Below are 24,303 nucleotides of genomic sequence, written 5' to 3' on the forward strand. Positions count from 1 at the left end.
GGCCAACTGGGGTTGGTCCAGGGGGCCGACCGGTGCCGGACCAAGGAGCGGGCTGGTGCCGGACCAGGGGGCGGCCTAGCTCTTGGCGGAGGGGGTGGCGGAGGCGCTCTTGCAGCTGTCCTGCTTGCCCATCGCCTTGCCGACCTCGCCCTCCTGCAGCTTCTCCAGCGCTTCGTTGCCGCTCTTGCTCAGCTTGTCCAGCTCGCCCGCGACGTCCTTGAGGCCGTCTGCGAAGTCCGCCTGGTTCTTGGTGTCCAGGCCGTCGACCTGCTTCTTCAGGTCCCCGTACGACTTGGAGATGGAGTTGAGCTCCTTGACGGCGTCGTCCGCCTTCTTCTTCCCGTCGTCGGCCGGCGGCGCGCCGGCCTTCTTCACGGCGTCACCCATCGACTTGTAGGCGTCGGACATGTCCTGGAACGCCTTGGAGTCGGTCTTCTGGACGTCGGACGGCGAGCTGTTGTCGGAGGTCTCCTTCTGGATCGCGGCGTTGGCGTCCGCGATCTTCTTGGACTGGGGCTGCACGGAGTCGCAGACCTTCTTGGCCCAGTCGTCGAGCTCCTTGTTCCCGTCGTCGTCGCTGCTGCACCCTGACAGAGCGAGTACCAGTACCGCACCGCCGGACAGTGCGGCTGCAAGCTTCTTGTTCACCGGATTGGTCCCTTCCATGGCTCTCGGCCCCGGAACTTACACGCCAACTGGGCGACAACCGCATGTCGGGGGCCCGGTACAACCGCTATTGCAGCCATTTGCACCAAGCGGCGACGGCATGCGAGAGAAGGTTCACGAGGTGCCGCGCACACCGGCCGGCGCATACCCCGCGCACACCGGTCCGCGCACGGCGACGGGCGGACGACGCCTCAGAAAGCGCCGTCCGCCCGCGTGTTGGGCCGAGCCCGGTCAAGAGTGACGAAGTCTCCGCTACGAGACCACGGCCGGGTCGGCCGGTTTGGTCACCCGCTCGGCGTTGCCGTCGTCCCCGACGGCGATGCCACGCCGCTTGGAGACGTAGACCGCGCCGATGATGATCGCGATGGAGAGCCCCGCGATCAGCACCCGCATCCCGACGCTGGCGTCGTCCCCGTAGCTGAACTTGATGACCGCAGGCGCGATGAGCAGCGCCACCAGGTTCATCACCTTCAGCAGCGGGTTGATCGCCGGTCCCGCGGTGTCCTTGAACGGGTCACCGACGGTGTCACCGATGACGGTCGCGGCATGCGCCTCGCTTCCCTTGCCACCGTGGTGGCCGTCCTCGACGAGCTTCTTGGCGTTGTCCCACGCGCCACCGGAGTTGGCGAGGAAGACCGCCATGAGGGTGCCCGTGCCGATCGCGCCCGCGAGGAACGAGCCGAGCGCGCCGACGCCGAGCGAGAACCCGACCGCGATCGGGGTGAGCACGGCGAGCAGACCCGGCGTGGCCAGCTCGCGCAGCGCGTCCTTGGTGCAGATGTCGACGACGCGCCCGTACTCCGGTTCCTCGGTGTAGTCCATGATCCCGGGGTGCTCGCGGAACTGCCGCCGCACCTCGTAGACCACGGCTCCCGCCGACCGCGACACCGCGTTGATCGCGAGCCCCGAGAAGAGGAAGACGACCGCGGCGCCGAGGATGAGCCCCACCAGGTTGTTGGGCTGTGAGATGTCCATCACGAGGTTCATCGGCGCGCCGTCGCCCAGTTTCTCGCCGACGTCCTTGGCCGCTTCCGCGATGGCGTCGCGGTACGACCCGAAGAGCGCCGACGCCGCGAGGACCGCGGTCGCGATGGCGATGCCCTTGGTGATGGCCTTGGTGGTGTTGCCGACGGCGTCCAGGTCGGTGAGCACCTGCGCGCCCGCGCCCTCGACGTCGCCGGACATCTCGGCGATGCCCTGCGCGTTGTCGGAGACGGGTCCGAAGGTGTCCATGGCGACGATGACACCGACCGTGGTCAGCAGCCCCGTACCGGCGAGCGCGACCGCGAAGAGGGCGAGCATGATCGACGTACCGCCGAGCAGGAACGCCCCGTACACACCGAGCCCGATCAGCAGCGCGGTGTAGACGGCCGATTCCAGACCGAGCGAGATACCGGCCAGGACCACGGTGGCCGGGCCGGTGAGCGAGGTCTTCCCGATGTCCTGGACGGGACGCCGGTTGGTCTCGGTGAAGTAGCCGGTGAGCTGCTGGATCAGCGCGGCCATGACGATGCCGATGGCGACGGCGACGAGCGCGAGGACCCGCGGATCGCCGTCGTGCCCCTTGATCGCCGTGTCCGTGACGCCGTCCAGGTCCGTGTACGAGGACGGCAGGTACGCGTAGACCGCCGCGGCCACGAGCGCCAGCGAGATGAACGCGGAGATGAAGAATCCGCGGTTGATGGCGCTCATGCCGCTGCGGTCGGAGCGCCGGGGCGCCACCGCGAAGATGCCGATCATCGCCGTCACGACGCCGATGGCCGGGACGATCAGCGGGAAGGCGAGCCCGGAGTCACCGAACGCCACCTTCCCGAGGATCAGCGCGGCGACCAGCGTCACGGCGTACGACTCGAAGAGGTCGGCGGCCATACCGGCACAGTCGCCGACGTTGTCGCCCACGTTGTCGGCGATGGTCGCGGCATTACGCGGATCGTCCTCCGGAATGCCCTGCTCGACCTTGCCGACCAGGTCGGCGCCGACGTCGGCGGCCTTGGTGAAGATGCCGCCGCCGACACGCATGAACATCGCGATCAGCGCGGCGCCCAGACCGAAGCCTTCGAGCACCTTCGGCGCGTCGGCCGCGTAGACGAGCACCACACAGGAGGCGCCCAGAAGACCGAGCCCCACCGTGAACATGCCGACGACGCCGCCCGTGCGGAAAGCGATCTTCATGGCCTTGTGCGAAACGGCGGTGAGATCCTTTTCCGGCTCACCTTCCGCGGGAGTGGCCTCTCGGGCGGCGGCTGCCACGCGCACATTGCTGCGTACGGCGAGCCACATACCGATATAGCCGGTGGTCGCCGAGAACGCCGCACCGATCAAGAAGAAGATCGATCGTCCGGCGCGCTGATTCCAGTCATCCGCGGGCAGCAGCATGAGCAGGAAGAACACCACGACGGCGAATACGCCGAGAGTGCGCAACTGACGCCCCAGATAGGCATTCGCGCCCTCCTGGACCGCTGCCGCGATCTTCTTCATGCTGTCGGTGCCCTCGCCTGCCGCGAGCACCTGGCGTACCAGTACGCCCGCGACGACGAGCGCCGCGAGTGCGACGGCCGCGACGACCATCACGATGAGGCGATTGTCATCTGTCAGTACTGCGGCTGCGAAGGTTGAGGGGTGGTCAAACTGATGAGGGGTAGAAAGCCCCGCCATTCGTCCTCCTTGACGCTTGGGCTGAGCTCAAGATGTGGACGGATTGTAGGGAGCAGAACCTGATCAAAACAGAGCGCCACAAACGGAATTGACCTGAGATTGCTTCTCAGCAAATGATCGCGCACGAGGATTGGCCCCAAAAGCGGTAATGCCTCAAAACCGTTGACGAGCGATCTTCAGCCCAGGCAGATTAATGATCGGGGAGGGAAAGGGCCTGCTCATCGCGGTGGCGGCAGAGGGGTGAGTACGCCCCTGGGGGCTGGAAAGGCGCGGCCGGGGCTGGGCAGGAGAGCCGGGGCGGAGGGCGGCCTGGGGCAGGGCGGGCGAGGCTGGGCCGGGGAGGGCGAGCGCGGGGCCGGTGTGGGCCTGCGGGGCGTCTGTGGGGCGCCTTCGAGGCCTCTGGCGGGCGTCTGCCGCGTCTGCCGGGCGTCCCGAGGTCAGGTCACGGTCGGCCGGTTTGGGCAGGGCGGGGCTGGACGGGCCGGGGCGGGACACGGCGACACGGCACAGCGCGGCGGGCCGGTACATGAATGACCGAGGCGCGACGAGTCGGAACACAGGGCCGGAACAGGAGGGCTGGAACAGGAGGGTCTGGATCAGGCCGACTCGGGTCAGGAAAGGCCTGAACGGGGCGTACGACTCAGGGAAGAAGCGGTGCCGGAGTAGTCGGCCAGGTCATGCGGATGACACCGCCGGACTCGCCGGCCGTGACCTCCACGTCGTCCACGAGCCCGCTGATGACCGCGAGGCCCATCTCGTCCTCGCCCTCCGCGTCGTCGCCCTCACCGAGCCGCGCGCCGGGCGCCCGGTCCCCTGGCGCCGCACGAGGCGCCTCGTCACCGACCTCGATGGAGAACTGCTTCTCGTCCTCGATCAGCGCCACCCGCACCGGCGCCGTCACACCGCTGCTCTGGTGCAGCCCGACGGCGCGCGTGCAGGCCTCGCCGACCGCGAGCCTGACCTCGTCGAGAACGGCCTCGTCCACCCCAGCCCTGCGCGCCACCGCGGCCGCCACCAGGCGGGCGGTCCTGACATGCTCGGGCAGCGCACTGAAGCGGAGCTCAACGGTGGCCATGCATCCCCCTCGACATACGCACGTGCTGTCAGAGGGCCGGGCCGCAGGCCCGGTCCCCTGCTGTACTGCCGCCCCGGGCCCAGGGGCCCGGGAGGTCCGGCTTCCGGTCGGCCGACACTCGGTGGTCACCCGGTCGGTGGCCGCCACTCAGGCGGCGGCCACTCGGTCGGTGGCCGCCACTCAGTCGGTGGCCGCGACCGCTTCCTCGACCGAGGTGTGAATGGGGAACACCTTGGTCAGGCCGGTGATACGGAAGATCTTGAGAATGCGCTCCTGGTTGCAGACCAGGCGCAGCGAGCCCTCATGGGCACGCACCCGCTTCAAGCCGCCGACCAGCACGCCGAGCCCGGTGGAGTCGAGGAAGTCCACGCCCTCCATGTCGACGACCAGATGAAAACTGCCGTCGTTCACCAGCTCGACCAACTGTTCGCGCAACTTTGGCGCGGTATAAACATCGATTTCGCCACCGACCTCGACGACCGTACGATCGCCGACGGTACGGGTCGACAGGGACAGGTCCACGGATCCTCCAGCACCTTGCTATCGAGCGGTCATCCCTCGGGACACCTCGGCAGAGCCCCCAGGACGGATCGCCAGCCGCGATGGCATTCAATCACTTACTGGTAGGCGCGCACGACGCCTTGGGACCATTGTCCATCCCGCCAGTGACACACTCGATGCCGATGGCCAAAATTTCTCCGGCCGGAGGACCCTCCGCGGGCGCCCCGGCACGCACGTCCCCGCGGACCGTCCTGGACCGGCTCACCGCGGGGCCGAGCCGTGCATCGCGCGTCACTCATACGGAGCACTTGCCCCCACGTGAGGCCCGGTATGCAGTCTGGCCCGACCGCATCCGCCCCGAGGTCATATCCGCCGTCAGGGCCGCGGGCATCGAGCACCCCTGGGCCCACCAGGCACTGGCCGCCGAGCACGCTCTGGACGGCGAATCCGTGGTCGTCGCCACCGGCACCGCGTCCGGCAAGTCGCTGGCCTACCTCACCCCCGTCCTCTCCGCCCTCCTCGACGGCTCCGAAGCCGCCAACGGCCGCGGCGCCACCGCCCTGTACCTAGCGCCGACCAAGGCCCTCGCCGCCGACCAGCGCCGCGCCGTCCGCGAGCTGGCGGCCCCGCTCGGCAAGGCGGTACGGCCCGCCGTGTACGACGGCGACACCCCCTTCGAAGAACGCGAATGGGTGCGTCAGTACGCCAACTACGTCCTGACCAACCCGGACATGCTGCACCGCGGGATCCTCCCCTCCCACCCCCGCTGGTCCTCCTTCCTGCGTGCCCTGCGCTACGTCGTCATCGACGAGTGCCACACCTATCGCGGCGTCTTCGGCTCCCATGTCGCCCAGGTCCTGCGCCGCCTGCGCCGCCTCTGCGCCCGCTACGGCTCCGAGCCCGTCTTCCTCCTCGCCTCCGCCACCTCCGCCGACCCCGCCGCGTCCGCGGAACGCCTCACCGGAGTGTCCGTGCGGGAGGTCGCCGACGACGCCTCACCCCGCGGCGATCTCGTCTTCGCCCTCTGGGAACCCCCGCTTACCGAGCTGCACGGCGAGAAGGGCGCCCCCGTCCGCCGCACCGCCACCGCCGAGACCGCGGACCTGCTCACCGACCTGACCGTCCAGGGTGTCCGCTCGGTCGCCTTCGTACGCTCCCGGCGCGGCGCCGAACTGATCTCGGTCATCGCCCAGGAACGCCTCTCCGAGATCGACCGTTCCCTCGCCCGCCGCGTCGCCGCCTACCGCGGCGGCTACCTGCCCGAGGAACGCCGCGCCCTGGAACGCGCCCTGCACTCCGGCGAGCTCCTCGGCCTCGCCGCCACCACCGCCCTCGAACTCGGCGTGGACGTCTCGGGGTTGGACGCCGTCATCATCGCCGGGTACCCGGGGACCCGGGCCTCCCTCTGGCAGCAGGCCGGGCGTGCGGGACGGTCGGGGCAGGGCGCCCTGGCCGTACTCGTCGCCCGCGACGATCCGCTGGACACCTATCTCGTCCACCACCCCGAGGCGCTGTTCCGACAGCCCGTGGAGTCCACGGTCCTCGACCCCGACAATCCCTACGTCCTCGCGCCCCACCTCTGCGCCGCCGCCGCGGAACTTCCGCTGACAGAGGACGACTTGTCCCTCTTCGGCCCCACCACCGAGGAACTGCTCCCACAGCTGGAGGCCGCCAAGCTGCTCCGTCGCCGGACCAGGTCCTGGCACTGGACCCGCCGCGAACGCGCCGCCGACCTCACCGACATCCGCGGCGAGGGCGGGCGGCCCGTCCAGATCGTCGAGGAGGGCACGGGCCGGCTGCTCGGCACGGTCGACGCGTCCGCCGCCCACACCACCGTCCACGAAGGCGCCGTCCACCTCCATCAGGGGCTCACGTATCTCGTGCGCCGCCTCGACCTGGAGGACTCGGTGGCCCTGGTGGAGGAGGCCGTACCGCCCTACTCCACCACCGCGCGCGACACCACGGCGATCTCCATCCTGGAGACGGACACCGAGGTGCCCTGGGGCGCGGGACGCCTCTGCTACGGCTCCGTCGAAGTCACCAACCAAGTCGTCTCCTTCCTGCGTCGCAAACTGATCACGGGCGAAGTGCTCGGCGAGACCAAGCTCGATCTCCCTCCTCGTACGCTCCGTACGCGGGCCGTGTGGTGGACGGTCACCGAGGACCAACTGGACGCCGCCCGCATCAATCCCGAGATCCTCGGCGGTGCGCTGCACGCCGCCGAGCACGCCTCCATCGGGATGCTGCCGTTGTTCGCCACGTGCGACCGGTGGGACATCGGCGGCGTCTCCGTGCCGCTGCATCCGGACACGCTCCTTCCCACGGTCTTCGTGTACGACGGCCACCCCGGCGGGGCGGGCTTCGCCGAACGGGCCTTCCACACGGCGCGGGAGTGGCTGACGGCCACCCGGCAGGCGATCGCCTCCTGCGAGTGCGAGGCGGGCTGCCCCTCGTGCATCCAGTCCCCCAAGTGCGGCAACGGCAACGATCCGCTGCACAAGCGGGGAGCGGTTCGGCTTCTTTCGGTGTTGCTCAGGGATTCGGAGACGTAGGACGGGCGCCGTGGGTGGTCGTGTGCGGCTTCGGTTGGGGTTGGGCTCCTGTTGTGGGAGGTTCAGGGCTCGCGTCGGCGTGGCACGGGTGGGTGGGGGGAGTGGGCCTCCCGGGCCCGCCCGGGATCTGGCCGTGACCGAGAAGGGGCCGGCCGAGGAGGAAGCCGTGACCTCGGAAATCTCGCCGTGCAGGGCGCACCGCACGATCCGCGCCCCCTGAGCCTCAGCCACCCGTGCCGCTCCCTCACACGCGTCCGCGGAACCCGCCGCCCATCGGTCCGCCGCGGCCAGCGCCGCCAGGTCCGCCGCGCCGCCCGCCCGGTGCCGGGCCGTGACGGCCTGCGCCATCGCGAGCACCGCGCCACAGACCACGCCCAGCACGGCCATCACCACGACCACCCACACGGTGGCGGCCCCGCGGTCCCGGCCCGCTCCGCGCCACTTCCCCGCCCTCATACGTCCACTCCCACCGTCTCCTCCGCCAACGCGACCGCCTCGGACCGCAGCCGCAGCCCCAGACCCAGCACCGCCGGGCCCGGCGTGTCCGCCGCCACCTCGACCCGGACCAGGTCGCCGTCGCGCCGCACGGAGACGCTCGCCCCGCGCGGCGCCGCCTGCCGTGCCGCCGCCACGGCCGTGCCCTTTGGATCCTGGCGGGCCGCGGCCCGAGCCCCGGCCCGGGCCGCGTCCACGCACTGGATCTGCGCGGAGACCACCAGCAACGTCCAGATCAGCGCCATGGTGAACAGCACCAGCGTCGGCAGCACCACGGCCGCCTCCACCGTGACGAACCCACGGTCCGAGCGGGGGCGCCAGTACCGGTCGCTCCATCGGCCCCGTCCCGCCTCAGAACGGGACATCGAGCGCCTTCTCCACGACCGCCTGGAGCGCCGCCCTGACCTGCCCGCTCGTCACCACCTTGTAGAGCAGGCCGGCGAAGCCCACCGCCGCGATCAAGCCCATCGCGTACTCGGACGTGACCATTCCTGCGTCCCTGCCCGGCGAGCCGGTCCACCAGGTCCGCCACCGGCCCCGATGCGCCGTTCGCCCTCGCGCCACCATTTCCCGCATCGTCTTCCCCCACATTTCGACCTCCCTGTAAAGCCCGGCAGTTGTTCTCAGTGCTCGGTTGTCAGTTCTCGGTTGTCAGTTCTCGGCTCTCGGTTCTCGGCTCTCGGCTCTCGGCTCTCGGTTCCGGGGGTCAGTCAGGGGCCCCTCGGCGTTCGCTTCAGTGCCGTCCTCGTTCAGCCCGCTCTCAACAAGCCCTCCGCCATCCCGATCACCACCGGCAGCACCCCGACCGCGACGAACGCCGGCAAGAAGCACAGGCCCACCGGCGCCGTCATCAGGACCGCCGCCCTGCGTGCGCCTGCCGTCGCTGTCCGGCTCCGCTGCGCCCTGGCATCCGCTGCCAGGCGGGCCACCGGGGCGGCTGCCGGTGCTCCGGTTTCGCCGGACCGTTCCAGAAGTCGGGCCAGAGGGGCGGCGTCCGGTATCGCGGCCAACTGGCGCCAGGCGTCGGACGGTTCTCCGCCCAGCCGCATCTCCGCCGCTCCGCACGCCAGCCGTGTGCCGATCGGGCCCCGCAGCGACTCACCGACCGCGTGGGCCGCCGCTACCGGACTCGCCCCCGCAGCCACGCAGGCCGCGAGAAGGTCAGCGGCCAGCGGGAGTTGACGGGCTGCCTCCGCTTTCGCGTTTTCGTCGTCCGGATCGAGTGGGGACGCACGGGACCGTTGGTTGCGGCGCCATGTGCCGTAGCCCACCGCAGCTCCGGTCAAGAGGCCCGGGACCCCGCCGACCAGGGCGTAGGCAGCGCTCGCCGTGCCTGCCATCAGCAACCACTCTCGTGCCCTGGTCCGACGGACCAGGTCCGGTGCCGGGCTCGGTGTGCGGCGGCGTGTGGGCGGCCGTTCCACGTACAGCGCTCGTCCTGCGCGGCGTCGCGCCGTCCGCTCCCGTCGCGCGGCCAGCGCCGTCAGCACCAGCCAGAGCACGGCCGCGGTATCCCACACGACTACCCCCAGCCTGTGGACAACGTCCATCACTTCTCCGCCCCTCGTACGATCCGCAGCGCCCACCAAGTACCGATGGCCTCCAGCACTCCCCCCGCCGTGAGACACGCCAGCCCCGGGCCCGTGTGAAACAGCACCCGTAGTGGCTGAGCCCCCAGCGCGCTGCCCATCAGCAGGCCCAGGACGGGCAGCCCCGCGAGCATCACGGCGGTCGACCGGGCCCCCGCCAACTGGGCCCGCAAATCGGCTCGCTGGTCGCGCTCCGCGCGAAGTGCTCCCTCCAGGCGTTCCAGACCCGCGGCGAGCCCCGCTCCCCGGTCCACCGCCACCCGCCAGCAGGCCGCGAGTCCGAGCAGTCCTTCGGCGCCGGGCTCCCGGGCGGCTTCTCGCAGCGCCCCCGGCACGTCCCCGCCGAACCGCGCCGCCGCCAGCACCGCGCTCCGGGTCCCACCGACGCCCGCGTCGGCTTCGCCGAGTGCCCGCCGCAGCGCCTCTCCGGGCTGCCGTCCTGCCCGCACCTCGCCTGCGAGCGCTCCGCACAGCCCGATCACCGCGTCGCCGCGCCGCTCCCGGTCCATGCGTGCGTCCCGGGCCCGTCGCACACGCGCCGCCAACGGCACCCCGGCCGCACCGACAACCAGCGGCACCACGGACTCCGCCAGGAGTGCGACCGCCGCTCCGGCCGCCAGGCACCACCATTCGGGGCGCGTCAGGGCCATTGCCTGCATCCGGCGCCAGGGCGGAGTCCGGGTCGTCTGCGGCGCGGCGGGGCCGAACAGCGATCGCAGCCGCCGGGCCTCCTGGTTCCGTCGGCCAAGGAGCCAGGCCGCGCTCCCCGCGCACAGTGCCGCCGCCCACATCGAGGCGTTCACAGGGCGTCGCTCCAGGCTCCTTCAGCGAGCAGGGAGTTCAGTCGTTTCCATCCCCGCTCCCGCGTGAAGGCGGAGTCCCCCCACCGCAGCGCCGGCACGGTCACCACCAAGCCGGATTCGGTCCGCTCCAGGACATGCACCTCGGCGATGCGGCGGCGGCCCGCCCTGTCCCGTACGAGATGGATCACCACGGACAGGGCCGCCGCCAACTGGCTGTGCAGGGCTGCCCGGTCGAGTCCCGCGGCAGTCCCCAGGGCCTCCAGCCGGGCCGGTACGTCCGCCGCGGCGTTGGCGTGGACCGTGCCGCAACCTCCCTCGTGTCCGGTGTTCAGCGCGGCCAGCAGATGGACCACCTCGGCGCCCCGCACCTCACCGACGACCAGCCGGTCGGGTCGCATCCGCAGCGCCTGCCGCACGAGGTCGTCCAGACCGACGAGGCCTGCCCCTTCCTGGTTCGCGGGCCTGGACTCCAGGCGGACCACGTGGGGGTGCCCGGGCCTCAGCTCCGCCGAGTCCTCGGCGAGGACGATGCGCTCCTTGGGGCCGACAAGGCCGAGCAGCGCGCTCAGCAAGGTCGTCTTGCCACTGCCGGTGCCCCCGCTGATCAGGAAGGACAGCCGGGCGTCGAGCAAGGCCCGCAGGAAGCGGTCGCCGCCGGGCGGCACCGTCCCCGCGTCGACCAGTTCCGCGAGGGTGAAGGCTCTGGGCCGCACCACCCGCAGGGAGAGGCAGGTCGAGCCCACGGCCACCGGTGGCAGCACCGCGTGCAGCCGGGTGCCGTCCGGGAGGCGGGCGTCCACCCACGGCCTCGCGTCGTCGAGACGTCGTCCCGCCACGGCCGCGAGGCGCTGTGCCAGACGCCGCACCGCGGCCGCGTCCCGGAACGTCACGCCCGTCAGCTCAAGGCCTCCGCCCCGGTCCACCCACACCCGGTCGGGCGCGCAGACGAGGACGTCGGTGACCGAGGCGTCCGCGAGCAGCGGCTCCAAGGGGCCCGCGCCGACCAGCTCCGAGCGCAGTTGGTCGGCCGCCCCGAGGATCTCCGCGTCGCCGAGCACCCGGCCCTGGGCGCGCAGCGCTTCGGCGACCCTGGCCGGCGTCGGCTCCGTGCCGTTCTCCGCGAGCCACTGCCTGACGCCGTCCAGCATCCGGGTCCCGACCACCGCGCTCATACGCCCACTCCCGCGGTGTCGACCGGCAGCCGGTCCCAGAAGGACGTACAGAACCGCGCCAGTGGTCCCCGCGCCGGACCTCCCGGTGGCGTCCCCGCCGCCTGCGCCGAGGCCAGGCTCGCCTCCCAGGGCACTTCGCCCGCCAGCGGCAGGCCGAGCAGGCGCGCGACCTCCTCGGGGTCGAGACCACCGGCTTCCCCTGGCCCCGCGCCGTGGGAGACGAGCACCCGCAGGTCCCGCAGGACCATGCCCGCCGCTGAGGCCACCCGCCGCGCCCCGGCCACCGCGCGCAGTTCGGCGGGCACCACCAGGAGGCCGAGGTCGACCTGTGCGAGCGCCTCGGCGACCGCCTCGTCCACCCGGCGGGGCAGGTCGACGATCACCACGCCCCCGCGCCTGCGGGCCGCCGAGACGACCGCACGCACGGCCTCCGGGGCGACAGTGACCGCCTCTCCCCGGTCCCAGCTGAGGACCCGCAGCGCATGCAGCTCGGGCAGTGATTCCTCCAGCGCGCTGCCGCCGACCCTGCCCCGCGAGGCGGCGAACGCCGGCCATCGCAGTCCGTCGGCGCCCTCGCCGCCCAGGAGTACGTCGAGGCCGCCGCCCAACGGGTCCCCGTCGACGAGCATCGTGCGCCGCCCGGACCGTGCCGCCGTGACGGCCAGGGCGCAGGCCAGCGTGGAGGCCCCGGCGCCGCCGCGGCCGCCGATGACGCCGATGGTGAGCGCGGGCCGGCCCACGCCCTCGACCACGTCGGCGATGCGGTCCACGAGCCACTGCTCCCCGTCGGGCAGGAGCAGCACATGGTCGGCGCCGATCTCCACGGCCCGCCGCCAGACGCCGGGGTCGTCCTGGTCCCGCCCGACCAGCACGACTCCGCTCCGTCGCGCCGCTCCGCGCACCCGGTCGGCCGCGTCGTCCCCGACCAGGACGAGCGGGGCCGCGTCCCAGCCCTGCCTGTGCGACGGCCCGCCGTGGTGCACCTCGGGCAGCGCCCCGGCCGCCGCGCACAGCCGCAGCAGGTCGTCCAGCAGTTCCACGTCCTCCGTGACGATCAGCGGCCCGCCCTGCCGTCCGTCGGCCGTCGTGGTCCCGTCACGCGAAATGACTCCACCCATGATCTTCATCCCCCTTCACACCGCAAGACACTTGTGAATGCCGCGTCACGCATCGGCGAAGAGCCGGACAAAGCAATCCGGCCATGAACTTCGCGAGCGGAACGAGCGGAATCAGCGTGCGGCGCTGCCGAAAATGGTGTGGATCTTGGTCAATAACTGTGGAGAACGCGGTGCCTGTGAATATCCCCGTCACCCATACCAGTGACATCAGTCCGCCTTCGTGGCGACTTCCACAGAGCAGCGCTACAACTACAGAGAGTGACGGAAGCCGCGCAGCTGGAGGGCAGGTCGAGAGAGCGATGAGGACCGCTCAAGAGCTGGAAGAGGATCAGCGGAGGGTTCAAAAACCCATCCGGACATGCGACGACCCCCGCCGGGGGGGAGAGCGGGGGTCGTCCCCACGGTCCGACTCGGGGGGGGAGGAGCCAGACCGGGTTAGCACGGTCGCGAACGATCCGTGACTTCCATGGTGTACCCGAGAGCCTTCTCAGGCAAACCCACGCGCCTCAGCTTACGCCGAATGGTGGGCGCCTATGCTCGGCATCGTGGAAAACCACTCCTTGCCTCGGACCGCCGCGTTCTTTGACCTGGACAAGACGGTCATTGCGAAGTCGAGCACACTCACCTTCAGCAAGTCGTTCTACCAAGGTGGCCTGATCAACCGCCGAGCGGTGTTGCGCACCGCGTACGCGCAGTTCGTCTTCCTCGCGGGCGGCGCCGACCACGACCAGATGGAGCGGATGCGCGAGTACCTGTCCGCACTGTGCCGGGGGTGGAACGTCGAGCAGGTCAAGGAAATCGTCGCCGAGACCCTGCACGACCTGATCGACCCGATCATCTACGACGAGGCCGCGTCCCTCATCGAGGAACACCACACCGCGGGCCGCGACGTCGTCATCGTCTCCACTTCGGGCGCCGAAGTCGTCGAGCCGGTCGGTGAACTCCTCGGCGCGGACCGGGTGGTGGCGACCCGCATGGTGGTCGGGGACGACGGATGCTTCACGGGCGAGGTGGAGTACTACGCGTACGGGCCCACCAAGGCGGTGGCGATCAAGGAGCTCGCGCGGTCGGAGGGGTACGACCTGGACCGCTGCTACGCCTACAGCGACTCGGCGACCGATCTGCCGATGCTGCAGTCGGTCGGCCATCCCTTCGCGGTCAATCCCGACCGCGCCCTGCGCCGCGAGGCCCTCGCGCGCGGGTGGCCCATCCTCGACTTCCACCGCCCGGTCCGCCTGAAACAGCGCCTTCCCGCACCGCCCCGCCCGGCCGTCGTAGCGGCAGCCGCGGTCGGGGCGGCGGCGGCCACGGCAGGCCTCGTCTGGTTCGCAGGCCGGCGCCGCGCGGCCAGCGGCTGAACGACGCCGCCGTCCGGCCGAAACCGCACGCCGAAGCGGCGCCCGATTCACACCTGTTTGAACCTAAAAGTAAAGAAGTGCGGCCAGGACTTCCGCTTACCCCAGGACTGGAGTACAAAGGAGTCAACGGCCCGCGAGACCAAGGACATCCGAGAGGATCACCTTTAAACGCAGTAAGGCCCCACGGACCGAAGCATGAACGCCGAGCACCCACGCGACGTCGACCCGTCGATTACGGGCCAGCCGCACCAGGTGACGGGCAACGTCCCGACCTGATGGGCAACACTTCGAGGACGCTTGGTAACCCGGTGGACATGCCAGCGGCGGTACGGATTCCGTACCGCCGCAACCCTTTTCACGGCCCCCTCGGTTCCCCGCGCAGGGTCTCCTGCCACGCGCCGTCGCCGACGCCCTACGCCGCCCCGCGCTGCAGTGCCTCGCAGACCGCCGTCGACTCCCTGACGCCCAGCTCCACCGCCTTGCCGCAGTGGGAGATCCAGGCCGCCATACCTTCAGGGCGGCCTGACGCATAGCTGTCGAGGGCCGCCACGTACGCCGCCCGGCCCAGCTCCGCGTACCCCGCCTCCGCCGGGCAGACCGACTTCGGATCGAGGCCGCTGCCCACCAGGACGATGCGTTCGGCGGCCCGCGCGACCAGGCCGTTGTGCGAGCCGAAGGGACGCAGGCTGAGCAGCTCACCGTGGACCACGGCCGCCGTCACCAGGGCCGGCGCCGCGCTGCCCGCGATGATCAGCCGAGAGAGTCCCTCCAGGCGGCCCGCCACCTCGTCCGCGTCCGGCAGGGGCAGCTCGACCAGCGGTTCGTCGACGGGCTCGCCCGCCAGTCGCGGCCGGCCCGCCTTCTCGGTGGAGTCGGCCGCGGCGACCAGATGCAGACGCGCCAGGACCCGCAGCGGCGACTGGCGCCAGATGGACAGGAGTTGACCGGCCTCGGCGGTCAGCCGCAGAGCCGCGCCGACCGTGCCGGCCTCACCGCCGCCGCTGAAGTCACTGCGCCGACGCACCTCTTCGAGCGCCCAGTCGGCACCGGAGAGCGCCGCGGAGCCGCGAGCTCCGCGCAGTGCCGCCTCGGAGGTGATCGCGTTGCTGCGGCGGCGCATGATCCGGTGCCCGTAGACCCGGTCCACGGCCTTGCGCACGGAGCCCACGGAATCGGCCACACCGGGGAGGTTCCCGAGGGCCGCAAGGGGGTCTTCGCCGCTCGGGCCGGGCTGGGGGCTCGGGGAGGGATCAGCTGTCGTACTCATGAGTACGACCCTACGTACTCCAGGGCCCCACTCCACGAAGGAGTGGTCTTCTTCACGCGGATCCAGCACCCGGCGTACACATGCGGCTACTCTTCGTGGTTATGAAAATCGCTTTCGTGGGGAAGGGCGGCAGCGGGAAGACCACGCTGTCCTCGCTCTTCATCCGCCATCTCGCCGCCACCGGCGCGCCCGTCATCGCGGTGGACGCCGACATCAACCAGCACTTGGGCCCCGCCCTGGGTCTCGACGAGGCGGAGGCCGCCGAGCTGCCCGCCCTGGGTGCCCGCCTGCCCCTGATCAAGGAGTACCTGAGGGGCTCCAACGCGCGGATCGCCTCCGCCGACACGATGATCAAGACGACACCGCCCGGTGACGGCTCCCGGCTGCTGCGGGTGCGCGAGGACAACCCCGTGTACGACGCCTGCGCGCGGCCCGTGGAACTGGACGACGCCACTGTGCGTTTGATGGTCACCGGGCCGTTCACCGAAGCCGACCTCGGTGTCGCCTGCTACCACTCCAAGACGGGAGCGGTGGAGCTCTGCCTGAACCACCTCGTCGACGGCCGCGACGAGTACGCGGTCGTGGACATGACCGCGGGTTCGGACTCCTTCGCCTCCGGCATGTTCACCCGCTTCGACATGACGTTCCTGGTGGCCGAGCCGACGAAGAAGGGAGTCTCCGTCTACCGCCAGTACAAGGAGTACGCACGGGACTTCGGCGTCAGCCTGGCAGTCGTCGGCAACAAGGTGCAGGGCCAGGACGACATCGACTTCCTGCGCGAGCAGGTCGGCGAGGATCTGCTCGTGACGGTCGGGCACTCGGACTGGGTGCGCGCCATGGAGAAGGGGCACCCTCCGCGCTTCGAACTCCTGGAGGAGGACAACCGCCGCTCCCTGCGGGCACTCCAGGACGCCGTCGACGCCTCGTACGAGCGACGGGACTGGGAGCGGTACACCCGCCAGATGGTCCACTTCCACCTGAAGAACGCACAGAGCTGGGGCAACGAACGCACGGGGGTCGACCTGGCTGCCCAGGTCGACCCCGACTTCGTGCTGCGCGAGCGCATGACCGCCACGGCCTGAACGAGCCGCCGCGAAGCACTACTGGTGGTGCTTGACCGCCGGAGCGCCGGGGACACCCTTCGGGGCCGGTGCGGGCTGGGCGGAGAGGAACCTCGCCCAGCCCTCCTTCGGCACCTTGCCGACCGGGAGCCCGGACAGTTTCGCCAGCGTCTTCGGGTCCTGGGCGTCGAGCCAGTCCGCGAGTTGGCGGAAGGAGACGCAGCGCACCTCGCGCTTGTTGCACACCCGCTCGACGGTCTCCTCGACGGCTCGCATGTACGTGCCGCCGTTCCAGGACTCGAAGTGGTTGCCGATGATCAGCGGCGCCCTGTTGCCCTTGTAGGCGCGGTCGAAGCCCTCAAGCAGACCGTCACGCATCTGGTCGCCCCAGTACTCGTGCTGGGAGGGGTCGCCCTGCGATGTCGAACCGGACTGGTTGACCATGAAGTTGTAGTCCATGGTCAGCGTCTCGAACTTGCGCCCGGGGACCGGGACGAGCTGCATCGACAGGTCCCACAGCCCCTCCTTCTTCTTGGGCCAGACCTGGTCGTTCACGCCACTGGTGTCGTAGCGGAAGCCCAGCTCCCGGGCGGCCCGCATGAAGTTCTTCTGACCTTCGAGGCAGGGGGTGCGCGCGCCGATCAGCTCCTTGTCGTAGTCGAACGGCAGCGGCTGCGCCTTCTTGAGGCCGGCGTTCGTCTTCCAGCCCTTGACGAAGGACTTGGCCTGCCTGATCTCGCTCTTCCAGTCCTCGACGGACCACTCCCCGACGCCGCGGCCCGCGCCGCAGAAGTGGCCGTTGAAGTGTGTGCCGACTTCATTGCCCTCGAGCCAGGCGCCGCGGAGCTGCTCCACGGTGTCCCTGATCCCCTTGCGGTCGTTGAAGCCGATGTCCGAGCTGCCCGTCAGGTGCTGGGGTGGTTTGTAGAGCTTCCGCTTGCCCTCCGGGAGCATGTAGACGCCACTGAGGAAGTACGTCATCTTCGCGTTGTTCCGCTCGGCGACCTTGCGGAAGTGGGAGAAGAGCTTCTGGCTGTCCTCGCCGGCCCCGTCCCAGGAGAAGACCACGAACTGCGGTGGTTTCTGGCCCGGTTTCAGGCGGACGGGCCGGGGCAGGTGCGGTTGCTTCCCGGTGAAGGACGTGGAGCCGTCGCCGATCAGGCGGACGGCGTTCTTGGGGGCCGGGGCTCCGGCCGGCTTCTTCGCGCCGTGGGCGCCTTTCTTGGCTCCGGTGCCGCTGTCGGCGCAGCCGGCCAGTGCCGCCACGCACGCCACGAGGGCGGTGAGGCTCGCGGTGGTTCTTCGGGTGGCGGCCATCTTCCGCCCACCTTCTTCCGTGCAAGTCGGGACAGAACAGTCCGAACTTCGCACGGGGTCTTAATTGTTCTAATACGACAAGCCGATTAAAATTCTTATTCACTCTTTTGGGTGGCCAAGTAGGCTAAATGCCCCGAAAAGCTATTCAGAGCCTTTACTCTGCATTACGATCCATTTACCGAGAGTTGAGAGATCCCGCCGCTGCACGCCGTGACCCACGGCCGCGACCCGCCCTTCGGAGACCTCCGGAGGACCCCTTGTCCCGCGACCGCGCCGCCCCGGAGGAGACGGGAAACATGTCTGCTTGCGTCCCCACTCGCGCCACCGACTCGACCCACACACCCCGCGCCAACAAGCCCCACGCCCCGCCGCCCGGCAAGCGGTTCCGCATCGCGGGCGCCGACCTCTCCGCGTCGGTCGCCGTCTTCCTGATCGCCCTGCCGTTGTCCCTCGGCATCGCCCTCGCGACCGGGGCACCGCTCCAGGCAGGCCTCGTGGCCGCTGCCGTCGGCGGCATCCTCGTCGGACTGCTCGGCGGATCGCCGCTCCAGGTCAGCGGCCCCGCCGCCGGTCTGACCGTCGTCACCGCCGACCTCATCCAGCAGTACGGCTGGCGGACCACCTGCGCCATCACGGTCCTCGCCGGATTCGCCCAACTCGGCCTCGGCTGCCTGCGCGTGGCCCGCACCGCGCTCGCCGTCAGCCCCGCCGTCGTCCACGGCATGCTGGCCGGCATCGGCGTCACGATCGCGGTGGCCCAGCTCCACATCGTGCTCGGCGGCACCCCGCAGAGCTCCGTCCTCGACAACGCCCGCGCGTTGCCCGCCCAGTTGGCCGACCTTCATCCGGCCGCCCTGACGATCAGCGTGCTCACCCTGGCGATCCTGCTCCTCTGGCCACGGATCCCCGGGCGCGCGGGACGTCTGGCCAAAGTCCTGCCCGCGGCCCTCATCTCCGTCGCCGCCGCGACGGCCGTCGCCTCGGCCGGCCGACTCGAGGTCGACAGGGTCGACCTGCCGTCCTGGCGCAGTCACGCGCTGGCCGGGCTGCCGGAAGGGCCCGTGCTCGGCATCATCGCCGCCGTGCTCACCACCACCCTGGTGTGCAGCGTGCAGTCGCTGCTCGGCGCCATCGCCGTCGACAAGGTCGTCGCGAGCCAGCACGACCTGCACCCCGGCGTGCGCCGCTCCGACCTCGACCGCGAACTGCTCGGCCAGGGCGCGGCCAACATCGTCTCCGGCACGCTCGGCGGGCTGCCCGTCGCCGGTGTCGCCGTGCGCAGCATGGCCAATGTGCGCGCAGGCGCCGTCAGCAGGAACTCCACGATGCTGCACGGCGTTTGGGTAGTAGTGGCCGCGCTGCTCCTGGTCCCCGTCCTGGAGCTGATCCCGCTCGCGGCCCTCGCCTCCCTCGTCATGGCCGTCGGCATCAAGATGGTCAGCCTCAACCACATCCGCACCATCACCCGCCACCGCGAGATCCCCGTCTACGCCGCCACCACCCTCGGCGTCATCCTCTTCGGCGTCCTCGAAGGCGTGGCGCTCGGCGTCGCCGTGGCCGTGGCCGTCTCGCTGCACCGGCTCGCCCGCACCCGGATCACCCACTGCGAGACGGACGGCGTCCACCACGTGCGCGTACGCGGCCAGTTGACCTTCCTCGCGGTGCCGCGGCTCAGCCGGGCGCTGCACCTCGTCCCGCATGACGCACAGGTGATCGTGGAGCTGGACGGCTCCTTCATGGACCATGCCGCGTACGAATCACTGCAGTGCTGGCAGGACGCGCATGCCGCGCACGGCGGCAGCGTCGAGATCACCGGCCGCTCCGGGGCCCGTATCGCCGAGCCCGCCGGCGCAACGCACTCCTGCTGCAGGCCCTGGACCCCGTGGCGCAACCACCACTGCGACCGGCCGCAGGAGACGGCGCGGCCCGGGCGGCCCAGTGGGCATCAACTGGAGAGTGGGATCAGCGCGTTCCAGCGGAACACGGCGCCGCATGTGCGCGGGGAGCTCGCCAGGCTCGCGCGTGAGGGCCAGCAGCCCGCGCAGCTCTTTCTGACCTGCGCGGACTCCCGGGTCGTCACCTCGATGATCACTTCGAGCGGTCCCGGTGACCTCTTCGTCGTACGCAATGTGGGCAATCTGGTGCCGCTGCCGGGCGCCGAGAGCGGGGACGACTCGGTGGGCGCCGCGATCGAGTACGCGGTCGACGTGCTCAAGGTGCGGTCCATCACCGTGTGCGGCCACTCCGGGTGCGGGGCCATGCAGGCGCTGCTCAATACCCCGCCCGGTGGTGCGCAGACACCGCTGAAGCGGTGGCTCCGGCACGGGCTGCCGAGCCTGGAGCGCATGAGCACGCAGGGCAAGGCGTGGGCGCGTCTCGGCGGGCGCGCGCCCGCCGACTCGGTCGAGCAGCTCTGCCTCACCAATGTGGTGCAGCAACTGGAGCACCTCAAGGCGCACGAAGCGGTGGCGCGCCGCCTCGCGGAAGGTGATCTCGAGCTGCACGGCATGTACTTCCACGTCGGAGAGGCACAGGCCTACCTGCTGACGGAAGGCGCGGGGTCCGAGCGGGTGGCCGACGAGGTGTTCGATCAGGTGGCGCCGACCGCGCGGGTCAAGGCGTAGCGGCGTCCTTCCCTTCCGGGGCTGGGTGCTCCTGGTCGCGGTACGTCCCGCGTCGTGCCTGGGGAGCGTGCGGCAGCGTCCCCTTGAAGCGACCCGGAGAAGGGGGGACCCGGGTCAGGGTTCCCCCCGACAGCCAGTATTCCGGCACCCAACAGCCGACATTTCGGCACTCCCACCCCGGTGTCGCCCCGGTATCGCCCCGGTAGAAGCCCACGAACCGGCTGGTGCGACGCTGGCCTACAACGCCTGTCTTCGTGACACACCGGGCACCCCTGTCTTTACCGGGAGCCGAGTGCCAGGATCGGGAGGGGGTTGACCAACTCCCCACGCGACCTAAAGAATCCGACCGGTCACGATATTGGTCTAAACCACGCCGGGCCCGGTGTGATGCCGCATGTTGGGAGCTTGCACATGAGCGAACGTCCGTCCATCGCCAACATGTTGAAGGAGGAGCGTCGCTTCGCGCCGCCGGCGGAGCTCGCGGCCGCCGCCAACGTCACCGCGGAGGCGTACGAGCGGGCCAAGGCCGACCGGCTCGGTTTCTGGGCCGAGCAGGCGCGCCGACTGACCTGGGCCACGGAGCCGACCGAGACGCTGGACTGGTCGAATCCGCCGTTCGCCAAGTGGTTCGCCGACGGCAAGCTCAACGTCGCGTACAACTGCGTCGACCGCCACGTGGAGGCGGGCAACGGCGATCGCGTCGCGATCCACTTCGAGGGCGAGCCCGGTGACAGCCGGGCCATCACCTACGCCGAGCTCAAGGACGAGGTCAGCCGGGCCGCCAACGCCCTGACCGAGCTCGGCGTCACCAAGGGCGACCGTGTCGCCGTCTACCTGCCGATGATCCCCGAGGCGGTCATCGCGATGCTGGCCTGCGCCCGTATCGGCGCCGCGCACTCGGTGGTCTTCGGCGGCTTCTCCGCGGACGCCATCGCCAAGCGCATCGAGGACGCCGACGCCAAGGTCGTCATCACGTCGGACGGCGGTTACCGCCGCGGCAAGCCCTCCGCGCTCAAGCCGGCCGTGGACGAGGCCGTGGGCCGCGTCGACGGTGTGAGCAGCGTCCTCGTGGTGCGCCGCACCGGCCAGGACGTGGCGTGGACCGAGGGCCGCGACGTGTGGTGGCACGAGATCACGCAGAAGCAGTCCGCGGAGCACACCCCCGAGGCCTTCGACGCGGAGCACCCGCTCTTCATCCTCTACACCTCGGGCACCACGGGTAAGCCGAAGGGCATCCTGCACACCTCCGGCGGCTACCTCACCCAGGCGGCCTACACCCACCACGCCGTCTTCGACCTGAAGCCCGAGACCGACGTCTACTGGTGCACGGCCGACATCGGCTGGGTCACCGGCCACTCGTACATCACGTACGGGCCGCTGGCGAACGGCGCGACGCAGGTGATGTACGAGGGCACCCCCGACACCCCGCACCAGGGCCGTTTCTGGGAGATCGTCCAGAAGTACAAGGTGACGATCCTCTACACCGCGCCGACGGCGATCCGGACGTTCATGAAGTGGGGCGACGACATCCCCGCGAAGTTCGACCTCAGCAGCCTGCGGGTGCTCGGATCGGTCGGCGAGCCGATCAACCCCGAGGCCTGGATGTGGTACCGGAAGAACATCGGCGGCGACGCCTGCCCGATCGTGGACACCTGGTGGCAGACCGAGACCGGCGCGATGATGATCTCCCCGCTGCCGGGCGTGACCGAGACCAAGCCGGGCAGCGCCCAGCGCGCCCTGCCGGGCATCTGTGCCACCGTCGTCGACGACGAGGCGAACGAGGTGCCGGACGGCGGTGGCGGCTATCTCGTCCTGACCGAGCCGTGGCCGTCGATGCTGCGCACCATCTGGGGCGACGACCAGCGGTTCATCGACACGTACTGGTCGCGTTTCGAGGGCAGGTACTTCGCGGGTGACGGCGCCAAGAAGGACGACGACGGCGACATCTGGCTGCTCGGCCGCGTCGACGACGTGATGCTCGTCTCCGGGCACAACATCTCCACCACCGAGGTCGAGTCCGCCCTCGTCTCGCACCCGGCGGTCGCCGAGGCGGCCGTCGTGGGCGCGGCGGACGAGACGACGGGCCAGGCCATCGTGGCATTCGTGATCCTGCGGGGCACGGCCGACGCCGACGACGAGGGGCTCGTGGCGGACCTGCGCAACCACGTGGGCGCCACCCTCGGGCCGATCGCCAAGCCGAAGCGGGTCCTGCCGGTGGCCGAGCTGCCGAAGACCCGGTCCGGCAAGATCATGCGGCGGCTGCTGCGGGACGTCGCGGAGAACCGCGAGCTCGGAGACGTCACCACGCTCACCGATTCGTCCGTGATGGACCTCATTCAGACGAGGCTCCCGGCCGCTCCGAGCGAGGACTGAGCCCCGGGAAACCAACGGTTCGCGTAAGCACAAGGGGGCCGTCCGGCAGCGCGCCGGGCGGCCCCCTTGTGCTTAAGGTGAAGATCACCGGATACGTCCGGGCGTACGTTAGGTAGGCTAAGAATCGCGTCAGTAACGCAACAAGACGACGCGACGAGAAGAATCTAGGTGCGCCGGGAAGTCTGGTCGGCATGTGCTCCGTCCTGCCCACCCGACCGGAGGTCGATTCTCGTGACCGCGCCCGCCCCCACCGACAACCGCAAGGTCCTCGGAAGGCTCTCTCTCCCCGAGCGGAACTTCGTCGCGGAGGCGCTGCGCACCGAGACCGTCGGTGGAGTGCTGCTGCTCGCCGCCGCGGTCGCCGCGCTGATCTGGTCCAACACGGCCGGCGGCTCGTACGAATCCGTCCGCGGCTTCCACTTGGGGCCCGGCTCGCTCGGGCTCAACCTCTCCGTCCAGCACTGGGCGGCCGACGGGCTGCTCGCCGTCTTCTTCTTCGTGGCGGGCATCGAACTCAAGCGCGAACTGGTCGCCGGCGATCTGCGCGACCCCAAGGCCGCCGCGCTCCCCGTCGTCGCGGCGCTCTGCGGCATGGCCGTACCTGCGTTCGTGTACTTCCTGACCAACCTCGCGGGCGGCGGCTCGCCGGACGGCTGGGCCGTCCCGACCGCGACCGACATCGCCTTCGCCCTCGCCGTCCTCGCGGTCATCGGCACCTCGCTGCCGTCCGCGCTGCGCGCCTTCCTGCTCACCCTCGCCGTCGTCGACGACCTCTTCGCGATCCTGATCATCGCGGTCTTCTTCACCAGCGACCTCAACTTCGCGGCGCTCGGCGGCGCCGTCGTCGGCCTCGCCGTCTTCTGGCTGCTGCTCAGGAAGCGGGTGCGCGGCTGGTACATCTACGTGCCGCTGGCCCTGGTCATCTGGGGCCTGATGTACAACAGCGGCATCCACGCCACCATCGCGGGCGTCGCGATGGGCCTGATGCTGCGCTGCCACAAGGAGGACGAGAGCGAGCAGCACTCCCCCGGTGAGCACATCGAACATCTCGTACGTCCCGTCTCCGCGGGCCTAGCCGTGCCGCTGTTCGCCCTGTTCAGCGCCGGTGTGGTTGTCTCGGGCGGCGCGCTCGGCGATGTGTTCACCAAACCGGAGACGCTCGGTGTGGTCCTTGGTCTGGTGATCGGCAAGGCGGTCGGCATCTTCGGCGGCACGTGGCTCGCGGCGCGGTTCACCAAGGCCGAGCTGAACGACGACCTGGCCTGGCCCGACGTGTTCGCGGTCGCCTCGCTGGCCGGCATCGGCTTCACCGTCTCGCTGCTCATCGGCGAACTCGCCTTCACCGAGGACCCGCTGCTCACCGACGAGATCAAGGCGGCCGTCCTGATGGGCTCGCTGATCGCGGCGGTCATCTCCGGAATCCTGCTGAAGGTGCGCAATGCCAAGTACCGCAAGCTGTGCGAGGACGAGGAGCGCGACGACGACCTCGACGGCATCCCCGACATCTACGAACTGGACAAGCCCGACTATCACCTGCGGATGGCCGCCATCTATGAGAAGAAGGCCGCGGAGCATCGCAGGCTTGCCGAAGTCTCGGGCGGGGAACGCAAGGACGGCAACGGTCCGGCATGATCTGAGCAGACATACCTCAGAAGAGATCAGAAGAGATAAAGGGGA

Annotated in this window: 18 protein-coding genes and 1 pseudogene; 6 read left to right on the forward strand and 13 right to left on the reverse strand. The window is 70.3% G+C overall.

The window, feature by feature from the left end:
• Window positions 1-75 precede the first annotated feature (75 nt).
• The 4 genes from ACFVYR_RS25450 to bldG all read right to left on the reverse strand — a co-directional run bounded on the left by ACFVYR_RS25450 (window position 76) and on the right by bldG (window position 4,918).
• The gene (locus ACFVYR_RS25450; RefSeq protein WP_384258363.1) at window positions 76-666 is read right to left on the reverse strand and encodes a small secreted protein; all 591 of its coding nucleotides are present in this window, start codon (window positions 664-666) and stop codon (window positions 76-78) included.
• A 252-nt stretch (window positions 667-918) separates the two neighbouring features.
• Window positions 919-3,321, reverse strand: a complete 2,403-nt coding sequence (locus ACFVYR_RS25455) for a sodium-translocating pyrophosphatase (RefSeq protein WP_384258365.1) — start codon at window positions 3,319-3,321, stop codon at window positions 919-921.
• Window positions 3,322-3,961: 640 nt separating this feature from the next.
• On the reverse strand, window positions 3,962-4,396 hold the full coding sequence (locus ACFVYR_RS25460; RefSeq protein ID WP_384258368.1) for an ATP-binding protein: 435 nt from the start codon (window positions 4,394-4,396) through the stop codon (window positions 3,962-3,964).
• A gap of 180 nt (window positions 4,397-4,576) precedes the next feature.
• Window positions 4,577-4,918 (reverse strand): anti-sigma factor antagonist BldG, encoded by a 342-nt coding sequence (bldG, locus tag ACFVYR_RS25465; RefSeq protein ID WP_003975386.1) that lies wholly within the window; start codon window positions 4,916-4,918, stop codon window positions 4,577-4,579.
• An 80-nt stretch (window positions 4,919-4,998) separates the two neighbouring features.
• On the opposite strand from bldG, the gene ACFVYR_RS25470 reads away from it, so the two are divergent.
• Window positions 4,999-7,449 (forward strand): DEAD/DEAH box helicase, encoded by a 2,451-nt coding sequence (locus tag ACFVYR_RS25470; RefSeq protein ID WP_384258370.1) that lies wholly within the window; start codon window positions 4,999-5,001, stop codon window positions 7,447-7,449.
• A gap of 171 nt (window positions 7,450-7,620) precedes the next feature.
• Here ACFVYR_RS25470 and ACFVYR_RS25475 read toward each other — a convergent pair.
• From ACFVYR_RS25475 to ssd, 7 genes and pseudogenes are all read right to left on the reverse strand, one after another.
• A pseudogene (locus ACFVYR_RS25475) lies at window positions 7,621-7,905 on the reverse strand (Rv3654c family TadE-like protein); the annotation flags it as partial.
• The gene (locus ACFVYR_RS25480; protein WP_384258372.1) at window positions 7,902-8,309 is read right to left on the reverse strand and encodes a TadE family type IV pilus minor pilin; all 408 of its coding nucleotides are present in this window, start codon (window positions 8,307-8,309) and stop codon (window positions 7,902-7,904) included. The pseudogene ACFVYR_RS25475 and the gene ACFVYR_RS25480, both read right to left, overlap by 4 nt.
• Window positions 8,296-8,433 (reverse strand): DUF4244 domain-containing protein, encoded by a 138-nt coding sequence (locus tag ACFVYR_RS25485; RefSeq protein WP_384258375.1) that lies wholly within the window; start codon window positions 8,431-8,433, stop codon window positions 8,296-8,298. Before ACFVYR_RS25485 ends, ACFVYR_RS25480 begins: the two co-directional genes overlap by 14 nt.
• Window positions 8,434-8,693: 260 nt before the next feature.
• On the reverse strand, window positions 8,694-9,494 hold the full coding sequence (locus tag ACFVYR_RS25490) for a type II secretion system F family protein (RefSeq protein WP_389612711.1): 801 nt from the start codon (window positions 9,492-9,494) through the stop codon (window positions 8,694-8,696).
• Window positions 9,494-10,324 carry a type II secretion system F family protein gene (locus tag ACFVYR_RS25495; protein WP_384258413.1) on the reverse strand — a complete coding sequence of 277 codons (831 nt, stop codon included), beginning with the start codon at window positions 10,322-10,324 and terminating at the stop codon, window positions 9,494-9,496. Before ACFVYR_RS25495 ends, ACFVYR_RS25490 begins: the two co-directional genes overlap by 1 nt.
• A gap of 8 nt (window positions 10,325-10,332) precedes the next feature.
• Window positions 10,333-11,508, reverse strand: coding sequence for a TadA family conjugal transfer-associated ATPase (locus ACFVYR_RS25500; protein ID WP_384258379.1), 1,176 nt, complete (start codon window positions 11,506-11,508; stop codon window positions 10,333-10,335).
• Entirely contained in the window at window positions 11,505-12,626 is a 1,122-nt protein-coding gene (gene ssd / locus ACFVYR_RS25505; protein WP_384258381.1) for a septum site-determining protein Ssd, read from the reverse strand. The genes ACFVYR_RS25500 and ssd overlap by 4 nt, the downstream gene beginning before the upstream one ends.
• A 533-nt stretch (window positions 12,627-13,159) precedes the next feature.
• On the opposite strand from ssd, the gene ACFVYR_RS25510 reads away from it, so the two are divergent.
• A complete protein-coding gene (locus ACFVYR_RS25510; protein WP_384258383.1) occupies window positions 13,160-13,984 on the forward strand; it encodes an HAD family hydrolase in 825 nt (274 codons plus the stop codon).
• 412 nt (window positions 13,985-14,396) lie between these two features.
• Here the strand turns inward: ACFVYR_RS25510 and ACFVYR_RS25515 are convergent, their stop codons facing one another.
• Window positions 14,397-15,251 (reverse strand): oxidoreductase, encoded by an 855-nt coding sequence (locus ACFVYR_RS25515; protein ID WP_384258385.1) that lies wholly within the window; start codon window positions 15,249-15,251, stop codon window positions 14,397-14,399.
• A 101-nt stretch (window positions 15,252-15,352) separates the two neighbouring features.
• Between ACFVYR_RS25515 and ACFVYR_RS25520 the strand changes: the two genes are divergently transcribed.
• Entirely contained in the window at window positions 15,353-16,333 is a 981-nt protein-coding gene (locus tag ACFVYR_RS25520; protein ID WP_384258387.1) for an ATP-binding protein, read from the forward strand.
• 18 nt (window positions 16,334-16,351) lie between these two features.
• On the opposite strand, the gene ACFVYR_RS25525 is transcribed toward ACFVYR_RS25520, so the two are convergent.
• The gene (locus tag ACFVYR_RS25525; protein WP_384258389.1) at window positions 16,352-17,629 is read right to left on the reverse strand and encodes a hypothetical protein; all 1,278 of its coding nucleotides are present in this window, start codon (window positions 17,627-17,629) and stop codon (window positions 16,352-16,354) included.
• 296 nt (window positions 17,630-17,925) lie between these two features.
• Between ACFVYR_RS25525 and ACFVYR_RS25530 the strand changes: the two genes are divergently transcribed.
• The 3 genes from ACFVYR_RS25530 (at window position 17,926) to nhaA (ending at window position 24,258) form a co-directional block, all read left to right on the forward strand.
• A complete protein-coding gene (locus tag ACFVYR_RS25530; RefSeq protein WP_384258391.1) occupies window positions 17,926-20,253 on the forward strand; it encodes a bifunctional SulP family inorganic anion transporter/carbonic anhydrase in 2,328 nt (775 codons plus the stop codon).
• A 411-nt stretch (window positions 20,254-20,664) separates the two neighbouring features.
• Window positions 20,665-22,626 carry an acetate--CoA ligase gene (acs, locus tag ACFVYR_RS25535; RefSeq protein WP_384258393.1) on the forward strand — a complete coding sequence of 654 codons (1,962 nt, stop codon included), beginning with the start codon at window positions 20,665-20,667 and terminating at the stop codon, window positions 22,624-22,626.
• Window positions 22,627-22,857: 231 nt separating this feature from the next.
• Window positions 22,858-24,258 carry a Na+/H+ antiporter NhaA gene (nhaA, locus tag ACFVYR_RS25540; RefSeq protein ID WP_384258395.1) on the forward strand — a complete coding sequence of 467 codons (1,401 nt, stop codon included), beginning with the start codon at window positions 22,858-22,860 and terminating at the stop codon, window positions 24,256-24,258.
• Window positions 24,259-24,303: the final 45 nt, after the last annotated feature.

Source organism: Streptomyces sp. NPDC058284 (genome assembly GCF_042881135.1).
In the GTDB taxonomy this organism is placed as follows: domain Bacteria; phylum Actinomycetota; class Actinomycetes; order Streptomycetales; family Streptomycetaceae; genus Streptomyces.